Below are 15996 nucleotides of genomic sequence, written 5' to 3'. Positions count from 1 at the left end.
CGGTCGAGGCCTGCGGCGCCGACGGCAATGCCTGCGGCGGGAATGCCGCGGCCGAGGCATGCGGCGTGGACGGCAACGCCTGCGGGGCGGATGCCGGCGCCGAGGCCTGCGGCGCCGACGGCAATGTCTGCGGAGCCGACGGCACCGTCGAGGCCTGCGGCGCCGACGCGGATGCCTGCGCGGCGAATGCGGGCGCCGAGGCCTGCGGCGCCGATGCCGGGGCCTGCGGCGCGGACGGAACGGTCGAGGCCTGCGGCGCCGACGGCAATGCCTGCGGGGCCGACGCCCGGGCGGAAGCCTGCGGCGCGGATGCCGACGCCTGCGCCGCCAATGCCAGCGCCGACGCCTGCGGCGCGGATGCCGATGCCTGCGCGGCCAATGCCAGCGCCGATGCCTGCGGGGCGGACGCCGATGCCTGCGCCGCCAAGGCCGGAGCCGATGCCTGCGGCGTCGATACCGGCCTGTGCGCGGCCAATCTCGGCGGCGTCTGCGGCGTCGACGCGCCGCTGGGCGACCCCGTCTCGTTCTGCGCCGTCAACGTGATCCCGCTGCTGCCGTCATGCTGAGCATCGACCAGCGCGGCGGCACGGCGCGCCTCTCGCTCGCCGAGATCGTCACCGGAGGCCGGCGCTACGTCTCGGCGCCCGCCGCCTTCGCCGGCTTCATGGCGGGCCTCCGGCTGCGGCCGGAACTCCTGGCCGAGCCCGGCTGGAACCAGCCGGCAGGGGCCGCGGGCCGCTTCGCGTGGTTCCGCACGCTGATGCACGGGGTGGTCCCGCGCTTCTACGACGTCGGCCACCTGGAGCGCCTCGGCGGGCGGTTCGCCCTGCGCCTCGACGGCGCCGGAGCGACCGAGGCGGGGATCGGCGACTTCACCGTCATCGCCATGAACCGCCGGATCCTGACCCTGTCCGGCCTGCCGCTCGACGAGGAGACCGGCGAGCCGGTGATCGACGCCGCGATCCGCGCCGACGCGTACCGCGCCCTGTGGAACGACCTGCTCGCCGACCTCGCCGACACGACGCTGGCGCGGATCGAGGCCGCCCGCGCGGCGCGCCGAGCAGCCTGACTCGCGCCTGACCCGAAGGAGACCCTCCATGCTCGACTTCGACACCCCCGGAAACGGACTCGCCGACGAGGCGGGCGAGGCCGTGGAGACGGCCGCGCGGCAGGTTCAGGCACGGCTGCGCCCCCGCGGCCCGGCCCGTCCGGCGGCGGCGCGCTACCGCCTCTCGCGCTACGACATCCCGGTGCGGCTCGCCGACGGCGCCGCCCTGCTGTTCAATGCGCGCACCCGCTCCCTCATCCTGCTGTCGGAGGGAGAGGCGCAGGCCTATCGCGACCTCGCCGGGCAGGGCGATTTCGGTACCGCGGACGTGGCCGACCGGCTCCTGCTCCAGGCGCTGATCGGCGGCGGCCACGTCGTCGGCGCGGGCGTCGACGAGCTCGCGCTGGTGCGCCAGAGCTACGAGGCAACGCGGGCGGCCAAGGGGAGCCTGACGCTCACCATCGCGCCCACCATGGCCTGCAACTTCGCCTGCGGCTACTGCTTCCAGGGGCTCAACAAGCCCACCAAGAAGATGACGCCCGACGTCCAGGACGCGATCATCGACTTCGTGAAGGCGAAGAAGGACCTGAAGGCGCTCTCGATCGTCTGGTACGGCGGCGAGCCCCTGATGGGCCGCGACTCGATCTTCCGCCTGTCCGACCGGCTGATCGCCTATTGCGACAAGAACAAGATCGCCTACAGCGCCGGCATCGTCTCGAATGCGTGGTTCCTCACCGCCGAGACCGCCGCGCAGCTCCACACCCGCCGCGTCCGCTGGGTGCAGGTGACGATCGACGGCGACCGCGACACCCACGACAAGATGCGCCCGCTCACCTCGGGCGGGCGGACCTTCGACCGCATCCTCGACAACATCGAGCAGGCGCTCGACGAGACCGCGATGTCGATCCAGGCGCGGGTCAATGTCGGCATCAGCAACGTCGAGCGGGCCGACGCCATGCTCGACGACTTCGCCGCCCGCCGCCTCGGGCAGCGCGGCAATTTCGGGGTCTACTTCGCCCCGATCGAGGCCTCGACGCCGGAGAGCGGCAGCGCCTTCACCGAGAAGCTGTCGCGGGCCGATTTCAACCGCAAGGTCCTGGCGCTGGAGGGCAAGGCGCGCCAGCTCGGCTTCGCCGGCATCCAGACGCCGCCGAGCGGCTTCTCCGGGATGTGCGTGGCGGCCTCGAACAGCGGCTACGTCGTGGCCGGCAACGGCGACGTGCACAAGTGCTGGGAGACCGCGCACGATCCAAGCAAGCGCACCGGCAGCATCTTCGAGCCGGAGAAGCTCCACGACAGCGTCAACGCGACGCTCTGGTCGCAATGGACGCCGTTCGACAACGCCACCTGCCGGGATTGCAAGATCCTGCCGATGTGCGGCGGCTTCTGCGCCCACCGCTTCATCTACGCCGACCCGGAGGAGGCCGCGCTCCCCTGTCCGAGCTGGAAGTGGAACACCGCCGAGTACGTCTTCGCCCGGGCCAAGGATCTCGGCGTGGTACGGGAGGATCAGTGGCTCGCGAGCGAGGCGACGGTGGAGGCCAAGCAATCGGGCGAGCGCCAGTCGCCCGCCTCGCTCCAGGCCTCGCAGGCGCGGGTGCTGGAGAAGGTCTCCGAACTCCACGGCCGGCGCTTCGACCGCGATCAGCTCTTCGTCGGCGAGACGGCTTTGGAGCGCGCCGAGGCGCCGGTCGCGCCATGAACGCGGTCTCCCCCGCCCGGAGCTTTGCCGCGCAGGCGCGCTTCGACACGCTGGTGGCCGAGGCTTTCGCCGGAAGCCAGGCGAGCCGCCACGCCCGCGACCGCCTGATCGCCCGCCTCCACCGCGGCGCCTTCGACGGCCTGCTCCTGCGCCGGGCCGAGGGTTTTGCCGCGATCCCCGAGGCACTCGAGCGCCGGGCGGCGCTCAACGCCATCGACTTCGCCTTCGAGCCGCTGGTGCTCGCAAGCCTCTCGGTCGCCCAGGCCGACGCCTACTTCGCCGGCATCGAGGCGGTGCTGCGGGTGGGCCAGGCGCAGGGGCTCGACCGGCCGGGGCCGCTCTGGCTCGACACGGTGCACCACGCCTGCGTCTTCTCGGTGCTCTACCGGATGGCCGCCTTCCTGAAGACGCGGCGCGGAATCGGTGACATCGTCCTCCTGCACCAGGGCCTGCGGCCGGAGCCGCGGCTCGGCATCGCGGTCAAGGTGCTGGGCCGCGTCCACGGGGTCCGGCTCCATCTCCTGCCGCTGCGGGGCGACTGGTTCGGGCAGCTCGCCCGCCGCGCCACGCCGCAGACGGCGATCTTCTCGCTGAGCGACATGCCGCGCGAGGCGTTCGGGGCGGCCCCGCCGCGGCGGGCGCTCGGCCGGATCGCGCTTCACGCCGGCGCGGAGGCGCGCCGCGTCGTCGAGACCGTGTCGGGCTCGGGCGTGTTCGCCCGCCGCCTCGGGGCGACCCACCTCGTCCTCGACTACCCGGCCCGCGGCACGATCCGCCTGCGCCCGCACGACGGCGGCCCCGCCCTCTGTCCGGTGGACGACTGGGTGTTCTGGCCCGTGCTGGTCGCGCGGGGACCCGCTTCGTCCCGAGCTTGAGAGACCCCCATGCTCCCCGACATCCGAGCCCTCGCGGAGGGCATCACACGCGCCTTCAACGCCGGCCGCACCGGCGATCTCGCCGCGTTCTACGCGCCCGAGGCCCGGGTCGTGCCGCCGGGCCGCCCGGCGGTGATCGGGCCGGACGGGATCTGCGGCTTCTTCTCGGACATCCGCGCCCAAGGGTTTCGCGACTACACCGTCGAGGTCGGCGACGCCTTCGCCCGCGACGGCGTGTGGATCGCCTCGGGCCGCTGGCGGCTCACCGGTCCCGGCCCCGAGGGTCCGCACCAGACCTTCGAGGGCAACTGGCTCAACGTGCTCGAACCCGGCGGGAGCGGATGGCGTATCCTCGTCCACATGTGGAACTGACCTCTCGGAGGCCCGGATGACCCTGACGCGATGCCCGGATTGCGGACGGCAGGTCAGCGACCGGGCCGTCGCCTGCCCGAATTGCGGCCGCCCCCTCGCGCCGGGCGGGCAGGACGGGGCGGCCCGCACCGCGCTCGTGGCGGGCTTCGAGTACCGGTCCGAGCGGACGCTGTTCGGCTGGCCCCTCGTCCACGTCGTCTACGGCGCGTCGGACAACGCCACCCTGCGGCCGGCCCGCGGCATCCTCGCCTTCGGCAACATCGCCTTCGGCCTCGTCGCCTTCGGCGGCATCGCCGTGGGCGGGATCGCGCTGGGCGGCATCACCCTCGGGCCCATCGCCCTCGGCGGCGTCGCGATCGGCCTGCTGCTCGGCGCGGGCGGCATCGCCACGGGCTACTGGGCGCTCGGCGGGGTGGCGCTCGGCGCGACGGCGATCGGGGGCGTGGCCCTGGGCGCGATGATCGGGCCGGCGGCCGGCTCGGTCCGAAGCGTCAACCGGCGGCCAGGATCACGGGCGCCGTGCGGTTCCGGAATTCGGGGCTGGCGGCGTCGATCCGCTCGGCCAGGGAGCGGACCGCTTCCTTGACCGCGACCGGAGCCGCGTGCACCTGTCGGACAAGCGCGTCACGCGATCCCTCGTGGTTGAGAACCCGCATCAGAACGATCGAGGCCCAGCGCGGCGCGGCGGTCGCCAGGGTCTCGACGCTCTCGAGGAGACCGGCGACGTAGGTGGCGTCGTCCGCCGCTTCGGCCGCGTGCAGGATCGAGAACATCCCCTCGTCGTCCGGCGCCCGGTCGGAGAGGAGCGACAGCAAAGCGGCCGTGGCGCCCGCGTCGTGCCGGTCCGGAAGCCGACCGATCAGGGTGTCGATGACGTGCGGCCGCGCGCCGCCCCGCTCGACCTCGTGCCTCAGGGCATCCCACGCGCTTCGATCGGCCCCGCTCACGGCGTCCTAGCTCGTGAAGGGCTCGACGAGCGCCTGCGACAGTCCGCGGGCCTGGAGGACATCGAGGGCGCGCTGCGAGAGGACCAAGCGCCCATCCCGAGCCGCCGCGATGTCGTCCTGGCCGGGTTCGCCCTCCGGGAGCAGCCAGACGAATCGCGGAAGCGTCGTACCGGGCTGCGTCTCTCGAAACGTGTCGGAAAGCGAGACCTCGACCTCATCGAAGCGAGCACCGGTCACGCCCTCTTGGACGAGGGCCTGCCGGGCCTCTTCCGTCACGATGAAGGCCGGAAAGCTCTCCAGCAGGACATCGCCGAGCCATCCCTCGAACTCGTAGTGCAGCCTTTGCACCACGGGGGGATGGCGGCCGCGATCCAGAACCGTGTTCGCGCCGAGACCGCCGGCGACTTCCGGTGCGATGGTAAAGTGCGCCATGCGTGGACGACGTCTCATAGCTCATCGAGCGAGACGCCGGACACCGCAGCCTTCCAGCGCGGGTGAAAGGCGACGCGGACATCGTGCTCGGGGAACCGGCGCCAGTGCCGCACCGTGGTGTGCAGGATGTTGACGTAGATCGACAGCTCTTCCGGACGGCCCGCGAGCGGCAGGCTGTCGTGATAGATGTCGATGGCCTGATCGGGGAGCCAGGACAAATCTTCGAGGAAATCCGTGAAGGCGTCCCAGTTGCAGCTCCAATAGTCCGGCAAAGGAAGCGCGCCCGCGTACCAGCCGATCAGCGCGTCCTTCGTGTCGAGGCCGCTGCCGACGTCGAGGCATCGTGCGCCCGCCCGGCAGAAAGCATCCTTCTCGGCGTAGGTCAGCGTGTCGGTCATCGCGAAACCTGCTCGGGATTGTCAGTTGAGGGGAATGAACCGCGCGTAGTGATCCGGACTGTAGTAGAACTCGCCGCCCTGTCCCCGGATGACGCGCTGCACACCGGGTCCGTTCATGCCCGGAGTCGGATGCACGAACTCCGTGTAGTAGCCCGGTGGCTGCGCGGGAAGAAGTTGCTCCCTGTTCCGGAACACCGTGCCGTCGCGCCGGTGCGGGAAGCTGCCGCCGTTGGCGATGCGGTCGAGGGTCGGGCCGAGATCGACGAGTCCGTTCGGCGTCTGCACCACCCGCGTCAACGGGCGGTTGCCCGTCGCGGCGGGAGTCGGCGTGGTCGGCGGGGTGAGGAGCCCGGTCGCCGCTCCTGCCGGTCCCCACGGGCGGCCGCCGCCCAGGGCCATGGCGAGGGTCGGCCCGGCCGTCAGGGCGCCCGCATCGAGGGCCTGACCGGCGATGTACGACAATCGCTCGGCCGGTGTCATCGCGGCGAGCGCCTGCCGCTGCTGGATCTGCGCCGCCTCGGTGCGGGCGGCGTCGAGCGCGGTCGCGTCCTGCACCTCGCGGCCGAAGCCGAGGCCCGTCAGCGCCTGGCGGGTCGCCCCCGCCTGGATGTCGTTGACGGCGCTGCCGGCACCCTCGCCGTAGCGCAGCCCGTCGAGAGCCCGGCCGATCGGGCCGAGGGCGTTGTCGGGATCGTTGGTGACGCTGCGCTGGAGCGCGTAGAGCTGCGCGCCGAAATTCACGCCGTTGTCGTTCAGCGCCCGCACGTTGCCCGACACGCCCGCGGCGACGATGGCCTCGGCCCGGTCGCGGGCGACCTTCAGCTCGACCTCGGCCCGCGGATCGCCGGCGACCCGCTCGGCGATGCGGTCGAACGGGCCGGCGTCGCCGCCCTGGACGCGGAAGGCGTAGGCTCCGTTCAGGGCGTCCTGGAGCGCCGCGTCCTGCTCGCCGGGCGTGGCGGCGGCGCGGAACGCATCGAGCCTCGCCCCCACATAGGCCTGCGCGTCGGCCGAGGTCAGGCGGCTGATCTGCGAGACCGGCACGCCGAGCGGCTGGTCGCCGTAGCCGATCGGCGGCGGCGCGGGCGGCTGGGTGGGCGGTGCAGCGTCGATCCCCCCTTGTCCGAGCGGCGCCGGGTCGAAGGCGAGGTTCGGCGTCGCCCCGGGCGCGGGACCTCCGAGCCCGAAAGCGGTCAGGCCGGTCGTGCCGACCGGGCTCAGCCCGAGCCCGCCCTCACCGGTCGCGGCGAACGGATCGGCCGCGGGCGCTGCCGCAGGAAATGCCGGGGCCGGGGCCGGCGCCGCCGGCACCTGCGCGGTCTCGGAAAAGTTCGGCGGCAGGATCGGCCCGGTCACCGGCGGGGGGGCGAACATCGCCGCGCGCTGGGCGTTCATGCTGGCCATGTTCGATTCGAACTGCGCCTGCATCTGCGCGGCGCGGGCGTCGCTCTGGGCCTGCATCTGGGAGTTGAACTGGGCCGATTGCGCGTCCATCCGCTCGGAGAAGGCGCGCTGGCTGTCGGCGAATTGCCCGTTGATCTGGTGGAAGCCCGCGATCGGATCGCCGTAGCTGCCGTCGCCCGGCAGGGCGCCGCCACCGAGATCCGGCTCGGGGCCGACGCTGATCTCCGGCAACGCGATCGTGGTCGAGCCGCCGATGGGTCCGGCCGCGTCGAAGCTCGCTGTCGGAGCGGGTGCCGTGTAGGCGAATTCCGAGATGCCGCTGCTCATGCCGCCCCGATCCCCTGCGTCGCGGAAGACGGGGGCAGGTTGCATCGCGAACCTGACGAGCACCTGTCGGAGGGGCCGCGCTCCGAAGGAATCGCCGTGCGGGGGGAGGGCTCGGCCGCGCCCTCAGCGCGAGACCGGTCCGCCGCTGCCGAGCACCGTGCCGCCCGGCGGGCCGTAGGCGAAGCCGTTGTCGATCGGGGCCTGGTTGGCGCCGCCGTCCGGCCGGTTGCGGTCCGCCGTGTAGGAGGCGCGGTAGCGCTCGATCCCGCGGGCGGCGTAGGCGCCGTCGGCGGGGACCACCGCCTCGTTGCGCACGAGGTCGGCCGGATCGTTGACCATCGCGGCGAGGTTGGCCCGGTTCGAGCAGCCGTGGGTCGGGTCGAAGTCGTTGTCGTTGACCGACGGGCCGACGACGGCGAGCGAGGGGCATTCCGGCGGAACCGCCACGTAGCGCGTCGCGATCACCTCGACCCGCCCGCCCGCGGGACCCGCCTCGATCGCGCGGATCTTGAGCGGATCGACGCCCGCGCGCCGCGCCGTCTCGGCCAGCGCCCGCACGGCGCCGCGGTTGGCCCCGCGCAGCTCCAGATGCAGGGCGTCGAACCGGCCGCGCCCGGCCTCCTTGAGGAAGGCGAGGAAGCGGCGCCGGTCGTTGCGGCCCATCAGGCTCGTCGTCGGCACGGCCTCGACCAGCGTCTCCTGGCGCGAGCCCGGCGGCGGGATCGGCGGCGGCAGCACCGTCGGCGCGCCGGGCGGGGAAAGGCGGGCGGGCTGCTCGTAGACCACCACCGGCCGCGGCTCGGCCTCGCGCCGCACCAGCACCGCGGCGGCGGGCTCGACCGGCGGATCGACGATCGTCACGGGCGGGGGAGGGGGCGGCAGCGCCGCCGCGGCGACCGGCGGCACCGCGACCGTCGGGCCGACGGCCGAGGGCGCCACCGGCGTGCAGGCGGCGAGCAGCAGGGGCAGCAGACAGATCCGCGGCGCGAAGCCGATCCGGCGCATCGACGGTCTCCGCCCGCTCATTCGACGCCGAGCCCCGCGTCACCGGTGAGGCCGACCGAGCCCCTGCGCGGCGCGAGCCGGGCCGAGGGGGCCTTGGTCTGCGTGTTGAGGAGGATGCGGCCGGCATCGGTCGGCGGCGCGACCCGATCGCTCGGCACGCTGAGGGCCTGGGGCGAGCTCGCCGGCCGCACGATGTAGGGCGTGACGATGATGACGAGCTCGCTCTCGTCCTTCTGGAAGGCGCTGGAGCGGAACAGGGCGCCGAGCACCGGGATGTCGCCGAGCCCCGGCAGGACGCCGACATTGGTGGAAAAGTTCCTCCGGATCAGGCCGCCGATGGCGAAGCTCTGGCCGCTGGCCAGTTCCACCACCGTGTCGGCCGAGCGGGTCGTGAGGCCGGGGATGTTGATGCCGGCGGCCTCGATGCCGTTGGCCGGCGTCAGTTCGCTCACCTCGGGCCGCACCCGGATGTTGATGAGGTTCGAGGACAGGACGGTGGGCTGGAATTCGAGGCTCGCGCCGAAGCGGCGGAACTGCACCGAGGTCTGGCCGAGCGCCTGGGCGATCGGGATCGGGAACTCGCCGCCGGCCAGGAAGCTCGCCTTCTCGCCCGACACCGCCGTCAGGTTCGGCTCGGCCAGGATCGAGACGAGGCCGTCCTCGGCCAGGGCGTCGAGCGTCGCGGTGATGTTGTTGATGCCGTCCGAGTAGCTCACGCCGAACTGGTTGCCGCGGCCGGTGATCGGCACGGTACCCGGCGAGGCCCCCGAGCCGCCCGAGACCAGGGAGAAGCCGAAATTGCCGGCCCGGCCCGAGGCGTTGAGGTTGATCCCGAACTCCTTGAGCACGCGGCGGTTCACCTCGGCGACGCGCACCTGCAGGTTCACCTGAAGCGCGCCCGCGACGCGGATGCGGTTCGTCACCGTGGCGCCCTGTCCGAGGAACTGCGCCGTGACGGCCTTGGCGGTCTCGACGAGCCCGGCATTGGGCAGGGTGCCGCTGAGGACGGCCCCGTTGGGCGTGTAAGAGACGGAGAGCCGGTAGTCGCCGACCTCGCTGCGCAGCAGGTTGCGCAGGTCCTCGATCGGCTGGACGACGGCCACGCCGTACTCGGCGATCGGGTCGCCCCTGTCGTCGAGGGCGAACAGGCTGGTGCGGCCCGGCTTCTTGCCGAACACGAACACGACCTGGTTCGAGGGCGTCTGGATGTCGGCGATGCTCGGGTCGGCCACGAAGATCGAGGCGGCCGGCCGCGACAGGCGCAGGGTTTTGCCGCGCGACACGGCGAGCGACATCTGCCCGTGCGCGGCCGAGACCGTCTCCGCCTCCGGCGCGTTCGGCCGGAACCGGGGCGGGGCGGCGGCGCCGTTGGTCCAGGTCGTGTTGGGGCGAAACCGGGAGGCGTCGTCGACGGAGCGGGCGTTGTCCGGCCAGGCGGGGACCATCGGCCGCGGCATCGCGGGCGCCGCGGCGGGCACCGTCGGAACGGCGGCCGGCTCGGCGCGGGCGGCCGTGACCAGCACCGGCACCGACACTGCGAGCGCGACCGCGACACGAACCAGCAGATGGGGAAGCAACGGCCGATCCATGGAGACGCTACGCGCGGACATGCGGCGTCCCGGCAGAGGACGAGGCAAATCCGATGGTCTTCGCTCGCATCGGCCGCCCCCTCGTCGCCTCGACGACTGGGAGAGACTCCTGCTGAGCTTGTGTGACAGTGCGATTACAACGCTCGCCGACTCGGTCGGTGAGCCGGCCGGTGTCGCCGTTCCATCACAGCTTCGGATGTGGGACGGCCCGGATCGCGTTCGATCCCGCCGGATCGGCCGTCGGCGAAATCCCGCTCATCCGTCGGCGGCTTCGCCCGCCCCGGCGAGAAGGCGAGAAGCACCGGCAGGACACCGAGCGACAGGCGGCCGAGGATGCCGGACCAGCCGGCAGGGCGTAGCCCGCTCCCGCGGCCGGCAGGCCGCCCCCGAGCGCTCCCAGGATCATCGCATCGGCTCTTGGTGTCTCTCACAAAGCTCCCGCTGCGCCGGCGTGGACGAAGCGGCGGCTGACCCGCGACTTCGAGTCTCACTCCATCCCTCCTGCCGGCTCAGCCCAAGCCCGCCCGCGGCAACCGGCGCGAACGGATCGACAGCGGCGACCGGCGCCGCGATGTCCGGCCGGGTGACCGGCGAGGCCAGGGTGTCGGGCGCCATCGCGAAGAGCGTGAAGGGGGCGGGTGGGATCGGTGCCGGCAGGTCGGTGAGCTTCGGCGCGTCCGGGACGGGGCCGCCCGCCGCTTCGGGGAGCGCGAAGGTGGGGGCCGTTGGCCCGGGCGGGGTGAAGCCCGCCGCGTCCAGGGGCTGGCTCGCGAAGGCGGGCGGCGTCGGCAGCGGTGCCGGATCGGCCGCGGGCGGCGGGAGCGCGAAGGTCGGGAAGGTCGGCGGCGAGGGGAGGTGCGGCGGCTCGACCGGCGGCATCGTGAAGGCCGGCGGTGTGCTGGGCTGCCCCATCGCCGCGATGGATTGCGACAGGTCCGCGTTGCGCTGCTGGTTGGCGGCGAGCTGGGCGGAGTTCTGCTGGACGAGGCTGTCGTAGTGATCGAGCTTGGCCGCCTCGCTCGGGCCGCCGTTGGGGCCGTCGAGCCCGAAGGCGGTCAGGCCGGTCGATCCGATCGGGCTCAGGCCCGCCTCGCCCAGCGCCCCGGTGCCGGTCGGAGCCGGGCCGCCGCCGTTCGGCGCGATGCCGCCGAGATCGAACGACGACAGGCCGCTCGATCCGATTCCGCCGATGTCGCCGCCGCCGGAAAATCCGCCACCCGAGGGTCCCACGCTGTCGACCATGTCCCGCCTCCGGTCCCGGCTGCCGACGCAACCGCTGCGCGAAGGCTAGGCCCGGCCGCTGACCGGAACCTGACCGGGCCGGCGCTCGGACCCTCACGCCTGCCCGGCGGCGTAGATCGCCCGCGCGGCGCGGTCGAAGAAGCGGTTCGGCAGGGGCGCGCCCGGCGCCACCTTCTTGGCGAGCGCCGCGGCCAGCCCGTGGTCGGGGGCGCGGGGGATGCCGAGCTCGGCCGCCGCCTCGATCATCACCTCGGCCTGGGCGCCCTTGGCTCGGCAGACGATGATCGGCACGCCGCCCTCGCCGGGCACGTAGCGCAGGCCGACCGCCACGCCCCGGCCGCGGATCAGGATGGTCGCGCGCTTCAGCCCCGTGCGCGGCAGCTGCGCGCCCTCCTGGCGGTGGCGGCGATGGGCGCCGCGCACGTGCGGATCGCCCTCCTGTTCCTTGAACTCGCGCTTCAGCTCGCTCGCGCTCATCTTCATGTCGCGAAGGAAGAGCCAGCGCTGGATCAGCACGTCGATCAGCCCGGCGGCGAGGAAGGCGCCGACCGAGATGCCGAGCAGCAGCTTGGCCTGGGTGCCGACCACGAAGTCGAGGGCGGCGAGCCCGCCCGCCGGCAGAAGCACGAGCGTGTTCCAGGTGCCGAGGAAGACGAGGAACAGCGTGCCGCCGAGTAGGACCGCCTTGGCGAGCGTCTTGGCCAGTTCGACCAGCGCCTTGACGCCGAACATCCGCTTCAGCCCCTCGAAGGGATTGAGATGTTCGAGCTTCGGCTTGATTGGATCGAGCGAGAAGACGATCCCGCGATTGGCGATGACGCTGCCGACGATGCCCGCCGCCACCACGGCGCCGAGCAATGGCAGGACCGTGCGGGTCGAGAGGCCGGCAAGGCTCGCGGCCACCTGCGGGGCGGCGATGCCGAAGGGGTCGTTCTGCAGCCGCTCGGCGTAGAGCAGCACCTCGCGCCACTCGTCGACGAGGCTGCCCGAGCGCGACCACAGGAAGGCGGTGGCAGCGAGCAGGCCCAGGGCGCTGACGAGGTCGCGGCTCTTGGCGATCTGCCCCTTCTTGCGCGCGTCGCGCAGCTTCTTCTGGCTCGGCGGAAGGGTTTTTTCCTCGCTCGAATCGCCGCTCATCGCAGGAACGGCCCGATCGTCGCGTCGATGCCGCGGACCGTGCCGATCTCGGCGCTCGCGTAGTCGAACAGGTAGCTCGCATAGGCCATCATGAAGAGCACGACGGCGACGTTCTTGACGGTGGGGGCGAGGTCGTTGGCGTTGAGCTGGGGCGCGAAGCGGCCGATCAGCATGACGCAGAGGTCGAGGAGCAGCATCAGGACGATGACCGGCCCGCCGACGAGGAGCGCCGTGCGCAGCACCCGGTCGACGAGGCGGGCGAGATCCATCATCGCGTCGAGGTCGGTGGCCGGCAGGAAGCGCTGGATCGGCCACAGGCCGTAGCTGCCGTAGAGGGTCTCCACCAGGGTGTTGAGGCCGTCCGCCGCCACGAAGATCGTGATCCCGAGGAGACCGAGGAACAGCCCGAGCGCGGAGGATTGCGACTTGGTGGTGGGATCGACCGGCGCGACCTCGTTGGAGATGCCGCGCTGGGTGTCGATCAGCTCGCCGACCGACTGGATCGCCCAGAACGGGATCCCGATCACGAAGCCGATCAGCACGCCGACGAACAGCTCCTTCAGGCCCACGAGGACGAGGCGCACGACCTGGATGTCGGCCTCGGTCGGGGCGATGCTCTGCTGGCTGTAGCCGAGGATCGGGAAGGCGAGCCCGAAGGCGAGGCCGAGCCGGATCAGCGTGCCCATCTCGGCCCGGGTGAAGACCGGCAGGATCAGGAAGATGCCCGCGGGCCGCGCCATGCCGAGGGCCACCGCGCTGATCCAGCGCATCCCTTCCGTGAACAGGGAGGTCAGGCCGGCGAGGGTGTTGGGATCGGGCAGGCTCGCCATGGGGAGGCGTCAGCCCGGGCTCGTGAGGACGGGAAACTCGGAGAAGACCTGCTTGGCGCCCTCGATCAGCGGCGCCGAGAGCAGCGGCACGAACAGGGCCAGCACCGCCACCACGACGAGGAGCTTGACCGTCTGCGGCAGGGTCTGGTCCTGGATCTGAGTCGCGGCCTGGAGGATGCCGACGATCAGCCCGACGACGAGGGCGGCCACCAGCGGCGGCAGGGTCAGCGTCATGAACTGCGCCAGCGCGTTCTTGACGTGCAGCAGGATGCCGGACTGGTCCATCGTGTCCCTCCTTATCCCTCGGCACCGACCCAAGATTCGCGACGGCCGTCATTCCGGGGCGCCGCAGGCGAACCCGGAATCCATGACTGGTCGCACCACATCACGGGTGGATTCCGGGTTCCGCTGCGCGGCCCCGGAATGACGGCAGCGCCCGTCTGTGGATGCGGCCCTGCGTCATCGGCTTCCATTCTACCCTTCTCAACTCGGCAGGGCGTAGCTCAAGACGAGGCCGTGCATCAGCCGCGACCAGCCGTCGATGGCGATGAACAGGAACAGCTTGAAGGGAATCGAGATCACGGTCGGCGAGACCATCGACATCCCCATCGCCATCAGGATCGTCGTCACCACGAGGTCGATGACGATGAAGGGCAGGTAGAGCAGGAAACCGATCTCGAAGGCGCGCTTCAGTTCCGAGATCAGGAACGAGGGCACGAGGATCTGCAGGTCGTCCGGCCCGGCGCTGCCCCGCGCGCCCTCCGGCCAGACCCGCTGGGTCGCGTCGAGGAAGAACTGGCGCTGGTCGGGCGAGGTGAAGCGCTGCAGGTAGTCGCGCACCGGCTCCTGCGCGCGTTTTCCGGCGGTCATCCAGTCGTCGACGGTCTGGTAGGTGAGCTGCGGGTCGGTCGCGCGCTGGAAGACCTGCTCGGCGACCGGCGAGGAGATGTAGACGGTCAGGATCAGCGCCGCGCCGTAGAGAACGATGTTGGGCGGCACCTGCTGCGCGCCCAAGGCGTTCCGCACGAGGAACAGCACGATCGAGATCTTCATGAAGGCCGTCGTCGTCACCACGACGAAGGCCATCAGCCCGAGCCCGAGGGTGACGGCGACGAGGGCGAGGATGCCCGGCTGGACTTCGGCCATCGCGCGCGTCAGTCCCGCCCGAACAGGCGCACCACGCGCACCCCGATGCGCTCGCCGATCTCGACGATCTCGCCCTGGCCGATCCGCGCGCCGTTGGCGATCAGGTCGATCGGGTTCTCGGGATCGAGGCCGAGGTCGAACACGTGACCCTCGCCGATGGCCTTCAGCTCGCCGAGGTCGAGCGTCCGGCGCCCGAGCTCGAAGGTGAGCGCGACGCTCACGGCATCGAGCCCCGGCCCGGCCTGCGCCTCCGCCGCGCCGTCCGCGCCCTTGGCCGCCTGATCCTGCGCCATCTCCGGCTCCCCGCTCGCCGCCGCGGACTCTTCCGCGGCCGGACGAAACGGCGTCTTTAGCGTCGATGTGTGACGGTCCGTGCGCGCCACCGCGACGAGGTTCTGGCCGAGCATCGCGCGGGTCTCGCCGCGCGCCGGGTGCCACAGGTCGGGCAGCACGGCGTCGCCGGGCTCGATGCTCACGAGCTGCCGCAGGGTCAGGCGGGTCTGGCCGGCGACGAAGCGCAAAGCGAGCGGCAGCGCCGAGACCGGCGCCGCCTGCGCGGGCGCCGCCTCGACGAGAGCGAGCAGCGCCTCGTGCCAGGGCGGCCCCGGGGCGACGGGCGGCGGGGGGCCGAGATCGAGCTGGGCCGGGAAGGGCTCGCCCGCGAGATGCCCCTCGACGAGGAGCGTCATGCCCGAGGTCACCGCGCCGGAGGCGGGCGCGAGCGAAAGGATCGTGATCCGCGCCCTCGCGATCCGCTCCGCCGCGTCGAGCAGCGGCGCCAGGGCGAGTTCGAGGAGGAGGGGACCGGCGGGCCCCTCGGGCAGCCCGGCGAGGCCGGGCTGCAGCGCGCGCGCCAGCCGGTCGAGGACGGCGCCGGGCAGGCGCAGGGTCAGCCGCTCCTGCGCGACGGCGAGGCCGATCTCGACCGCGTCCGCCATCGGCGGCGCCGGTTCGAGCCGGACGGCGTCGACGGCGAGCCGCAGGGACAGACCCTCGACGCTCGCCTCGAACGGCGCCCGCGGGCGCGCGAGCCGGTTGACGAGCCCGGCGGCGGCCTCGGGCAGCCGGGTGCGGGGGCGATGGCGCAGCACCGGCGGCGCCTCGATGCGGGGCAGAGAAGACAGGCTCATGCCGTCACCCGTTGAAGTTGTTGGACAGGATCGGGCGCCTCTCCTCCCCCTTGTGGGGAGGAGGTAGGAGGTGGGGGTGGTTCAGGATGAAGCGGAGCGGTGCCACCTGCGCGCCCCCCACCCCTACCCCTCCCCGCAAGGGGGAGGGGATACGCGCTGGAGCCAAAAGATCCGCTGGACGACGCCTCACGCCACAGCTCCCGCGCGGCCGAGCCGCATCAGGATCTCGTCCTCGGCCTCGTGCTCCTCGGCCCGCTCCGCCAGCGTCCTGCGCAGGCCGAGGATCTTGTCCTGGGCGCGCTGCCACTTCCGGGTCTCGCGGGCGCGACGCGCCAGGGCGGAGAGCGTCTCCTCGTGCGCCGCCCGCGCCGCGCTCGCCGCCTCGGCCTCGGTCGCCGCCTCCAGCGTCTCG

18 protein-coding genes and 1 pseudogene are annotated in these 15996 nt (G+C 72.6%); 6 read left to right on the top strand and 13 right to left on the bottom strand.

The window, feature by feature from the left end:
• The 6 genes and pseudogenes from MFF42_RS03055 to MFF42_RS03030 all read left to right on the top strand — a co-directional run.
• Nucleotides 1–566 (top strand): annotated as a pseudogene (locus MFF42_RS03055) (hypothetical protein); the annotation flags it as partial.
• On the top strand, nucleotides 560–1069 hold the full coding sequence (locus MFF42_RS03050; protein WP_238254447.1) for a hypothetical protein: 510 nt from the start codon (nucleotides 560–562) through the stop codon (nucleotides 1067–1069). The pseudogene MFF42_RS03055 and the gene MFF42_RS03050, both read left to right, overlap by 7 nt.
• A gap of 28 nt (nucleotides 1070–1097) precedes the next feature.
• Nucleotides 1098–2750 (top strand): radical SAM/SPASM domain-containing protein, encoded by a 1653-nt coding sequence (locus MFF42_RS03045; RefSeq protein WP_238254446.1) that lies wholly within the window; start codon nucleotides 1098–1100, stop codon nucleotides 2748–2750.
• Nucleotides 2747–3625 (top strand): hypothetical protein, encoded by an 879-nt coding sequence (locus tag MFF42_RS03040; protein WP_238254445.1) that lies wholly within the window; start codon nucleotides 2747–2749, stop codon nucleotides 3623–3625. The genes MFF42_RS03045 and MFF42_RS03040 overlap by 4 nt, the downstream gene beginning before the upstream one ends.
• Nucleotides 3626–3634: 9 nt before the next feature.
• Nucleotides 3635–3997, top strand: a complete 363-nt coding sequence (locus MFF42_RS03035; protein ID WP_238254444.1) for a YybH family protein — start codon at nucleotides 3635–3637, stop codon at nucleotides 3995–3997.
• Between the two features lie 16 nt (nucleotides 3998–4013).
• Nucleotides 4014–4583 carry a zinc ribbon domain-containing protein gene (locus tag MFF42_RS03030; RefSeq protein ID WP_238254443.1) on the top strand — a complete coding sequence of 190 codons (570 nt, stop codon included), beginning with the start codon at nucleotides 4014–4016 and terminating at the stop codon, nucleotides 4581–4583.
• Here the strand turns inward: MFF42_RS03030 and MFF42_RS03025 are convergent.
• The 13 genes from MFF42_RS03025 to MFF42_RS02965 form a co-directional block, all read right to left on the bottom strand.
• A complete protein-coding gene (locus tag MFF42_RS03025; RefSeq protein WP_238254442.1) occupies nucleotides 4489–4944 on the bottom strand; it encodes an Imm30 family immunity protein in 456 nt (151 codons plus the stop codon). The two genes, MFF42_RS03030 and MFF42_RS03025, sit on opposite strands and share 95 nt — an antisense overlap.
• A 6-nt stretch (nucleotides 4945–4950) precedes the next feature.
• A complete protein-coding gene (locus MFF42_RS03020; RefSeq protein ID WP_238254441.1) occupies nucleotides 4951–5376 on the bottom strand; it encodes a hypothetical protein in 426 nt (141 codons plus the stop codon).
• 14 nt (nucleotides 5377–5390) lie between these two features.
• Complete coding sequence (locus MFF42_RS03015; protein ID WP_238254440.1) at nucleotides 5391–5774, bottom strand: barstar family protein; 384 nt, start codon at nucleotides 5772–5774, stop codon at nucleotides 5391–5393.
• Nucleotides 5775–5795: 21 nt separating this feature from the next.
• Nucleotides 5796–7505, bottom strand: coding sequence for a guanyl-specific ribonuclease (locus tag MFF42_RS03010; protein WP_238254439.1), 1710 nt, complete (start codon nucleotides 7503–7505; stop codon nucleotides 5796–5798).
• 123 nt (nucleotides 7506–7628) lie between these two features.
• Nucleotides 7629–8510, bottom strand: a complete 882-nt coding sequence (locus MFF42_RS03005; protein WP_238254438.1) for a CpaD family pilus assembly lipoprotein — start codon at nucleotides 8508–8510, stop codon at nucleotides 7629–7631.
• Between the two features lie 17 nt (nucleotides 8511–8527).
• On the bottom strand, nucleotides 8528–10120 hold the full coding sequence (locus MFF42_RS03000; RefSeq protein WP_238254437.1) for a type II and III secretion system protein family protein: 1593 nt from the start codon (nucleotides 10118–10120) through the stop codon (nucleotides 8528–8530).
• Between the two features lie 381 nt (nucleotides 10121–10501).
• A complete protein-coding gene (locus MFF42_RS02995; RefSeq protein ID WP_238254436.1) occupies nucleotides 10502–11341 on the bottom strand; it encodes a RodZ family helix-turn-helix domain-containing protein in 840 nt (279 codons plus the stop codon).
• A gap of 93 nt (nucleotides 11342–11434) precedes the next feature.
• Nucleotides 11435–12478 carry an EscU/YscU/HrcU family type III secretion system export apparatus switch protein gene (locus MFF42_RS02990; protein WP_238254435.1) on the bottom strand — a complete coding sequence of 348 codons (1044 nt, stop codon included), beginning with the start codon at nucleotides 12476–12478 and terminating at the stop codon, nucleotides 11435–11437.
• Entirely contained in the window at nucleotides 12475–13308 is an 834-nt protein-coding gene (gene sctT, locus MFF42_RS02985) for a type III secretion system export apparatus subunit SctT (protein WP_238254434.1), read from the bottom strand. Before sctT ends, MFF42_RS02990 begins: the two co-directional genes overlap by 4 nt.
• 9 nt (nucleotides 13309–13317) lie before the next feature.
• Nucleotides 13318–13593 carry an EscS/YscS/HrcS family type III secretion system export apparatus protein gene (locus MFF42_RS02980; RefSeq protein WP_082291542.1) on the bottom strand — a complete coding sequence of 92 codons (276 nt, stop codon included), beginning with the start codon at nucleotides 13591–13593 and terminating at the stop codon, nucleotides 13318–13320.
• Nucleotides 13594–13791: 198 nt separating this feature from the next.
• Nucleotides 13792–14454: a type III secretion system export apparatus subunit SctR gene (sctR, locus tag MFF42_RS02975; protein ID WP_238254433.1), complete on the bottom strand. Its 663-nt coding sequence runs from the start codon at nucleotides 14452–14454 to the stop codon at nucleotides 13792–13794.
• Nucleotides 14455–14462: 8 nt separating this feature from the next.
• Nucleotides 14463–15584, bottom strand: a complete 1122-nt coding sequence (gene sctQ / locus MFF42_RS02970) for a type III secretion system cytoplasmic ring protein SctQ (RefSeq protein WP_238254432.1) — start codon at nucleotides 15582–15584, stop codon at nucleotides 14463–14465.
• A gap of 186 nt (nucleotides 15585–15770) precedes the next feature.
• On the bottom strand, nucleotides 15771–15996 hold a 226-nt coding region (locus MFF42_RS02965; protein ID WP_373875124.1), incomplete at its 5' end, for a hypothetical protein.

It is taken from the genome of Methylorubrum podarium (genome assembly GCF_022179745.1).
GTDB classification, from domain to species: Bacteria; Pseudomonadota; Alphaproteobacteria; order Rhizobiales; family Beijerinckiaceae; genus Methylobacterium; species Methylobacterium podarium.
The sequence above is the reverse complement of the archived record's forward strand: the minus strand, read 5'-3'. Positions and strand labels throughout refer to the sequence as shown.

Excerpts from the sequence above, each read along its gene's own strand:
- MFF42_RS03050 (WP_238254447.1), top strand. The coding sequence starts at position 560 with ATGCTGAGCATCGACCAGCGCGGCGGCACGGCGCGCCTCTCGCTCGCC.
- MFF42_RS03045 (WP_238254446.1), top strand. The coding sequence starts at position 1,098 with ATGCTCGACTTCGACACCCCCGGAAACGGACTCGCCGACGAGGCGGGC.
- MFF42_RS03040 (WP_238254445.1), top strand. The coding sequence starts at position 2,747 with ATGAACGCGGTCTCCCCCGCCCGGAGCTTTGCCGCGCAGGCGCGCTTC.
- MFF42_RS03035 (WP_238254444.1), top strand. The coding sequence starts at position 3,635 with ATGCTCCCCGACATCCGAGCCCTCGCGGAGGGCATCACACGCGCCTTC.
- MFF42_RS03030 (WP_238254443.1), top strand. The coding sequence starts at position 4,014 with ATGACCCTGACGCGATGCCCGGATTGCGGACGGCAGGTCAGCGACCGG.
- MFF42_RS03020 (WP_238254441.1), bottom strand. The coding sequence starts at position 5,376 with ATGGCGCACTTTACCATCGCACCGGAAGTCGCCGGCGGTCTCGGCGCG.
- MFF42_RS03015 (WP_238254440.1), bottom strand. The coding sequence starts at position 5,774 with ATGACCGACACGCTGACCTACGCCGAGAAGGATGCTTTCTGCCGGGCG.
- MFF42_RS03010 (WP_238254439.1), bottom strand. The coding sequence starts at position 7,505 with ATGAGCAGCGGCATCTCGGAATTCGCCTACACGGCACCCGCTCCGACA.
- MFF42_RS03005 (WP_238254438.1), bottom strand. The coding sequence starts at position 8,510 with ATGCGCCGGATCGGCTTCGCGCCGCGGATCTGTCTGCTGCCCCTGCTG.
- MFF42_RS03000 (WP_238254437.1), bottom strand. The coding sequence starts at position 10,120 with ATGTCCGCGCGTAGCGTCTCCATGGATCGGCCGTTGCTTCCCCATCTG.
- MFF42_RS02995 (WP_238254436.1), bottom strand. The coding sequence starts at position 11,341 with ATGGTCGACAGCGTGGGACCCTCGGGTGGCGGATTTTCCGGCGGCGGC.
- MFF42_RS02990 (WP_238254435.1), bottom strand. The coding sequence starts at position 12,478 with ATGAGCGGCGATTCGAGCGAGGAAAAAACCCTTCCGCCGAGCCAGAAG.
- sctT (WP_238254434.1), bottom strand. The coding sequence starts at position 13,308 with ATGGCGAGCCTGCCCGATCCCAACACCCTCGCCGGCCTGACCTCCCTG.
- MFF42_RS02980 (WP_082291542.1), bottom strand. The coding sequence starts at position 13,593 with ATGGACCAGTCCGGCATCCTGCTGCACGTCAAGAACGCGCTGGCGCAG.
- sctR (WP_238254433.1), bottom strand. The coding sequence starts at position 14,454 with ATGGCCGAAGTCCAGCCGGGCATCCTCGCCCTCGTCGCCGTCACCCTC.
- sctQ (WP_238254432.1), bottom strand. The coding sequence starts at position 15,584 with ATGAGCCTGTCTTCTCTGCCCCGCATCGAGGCGCCGCCGGTGCTGCGC.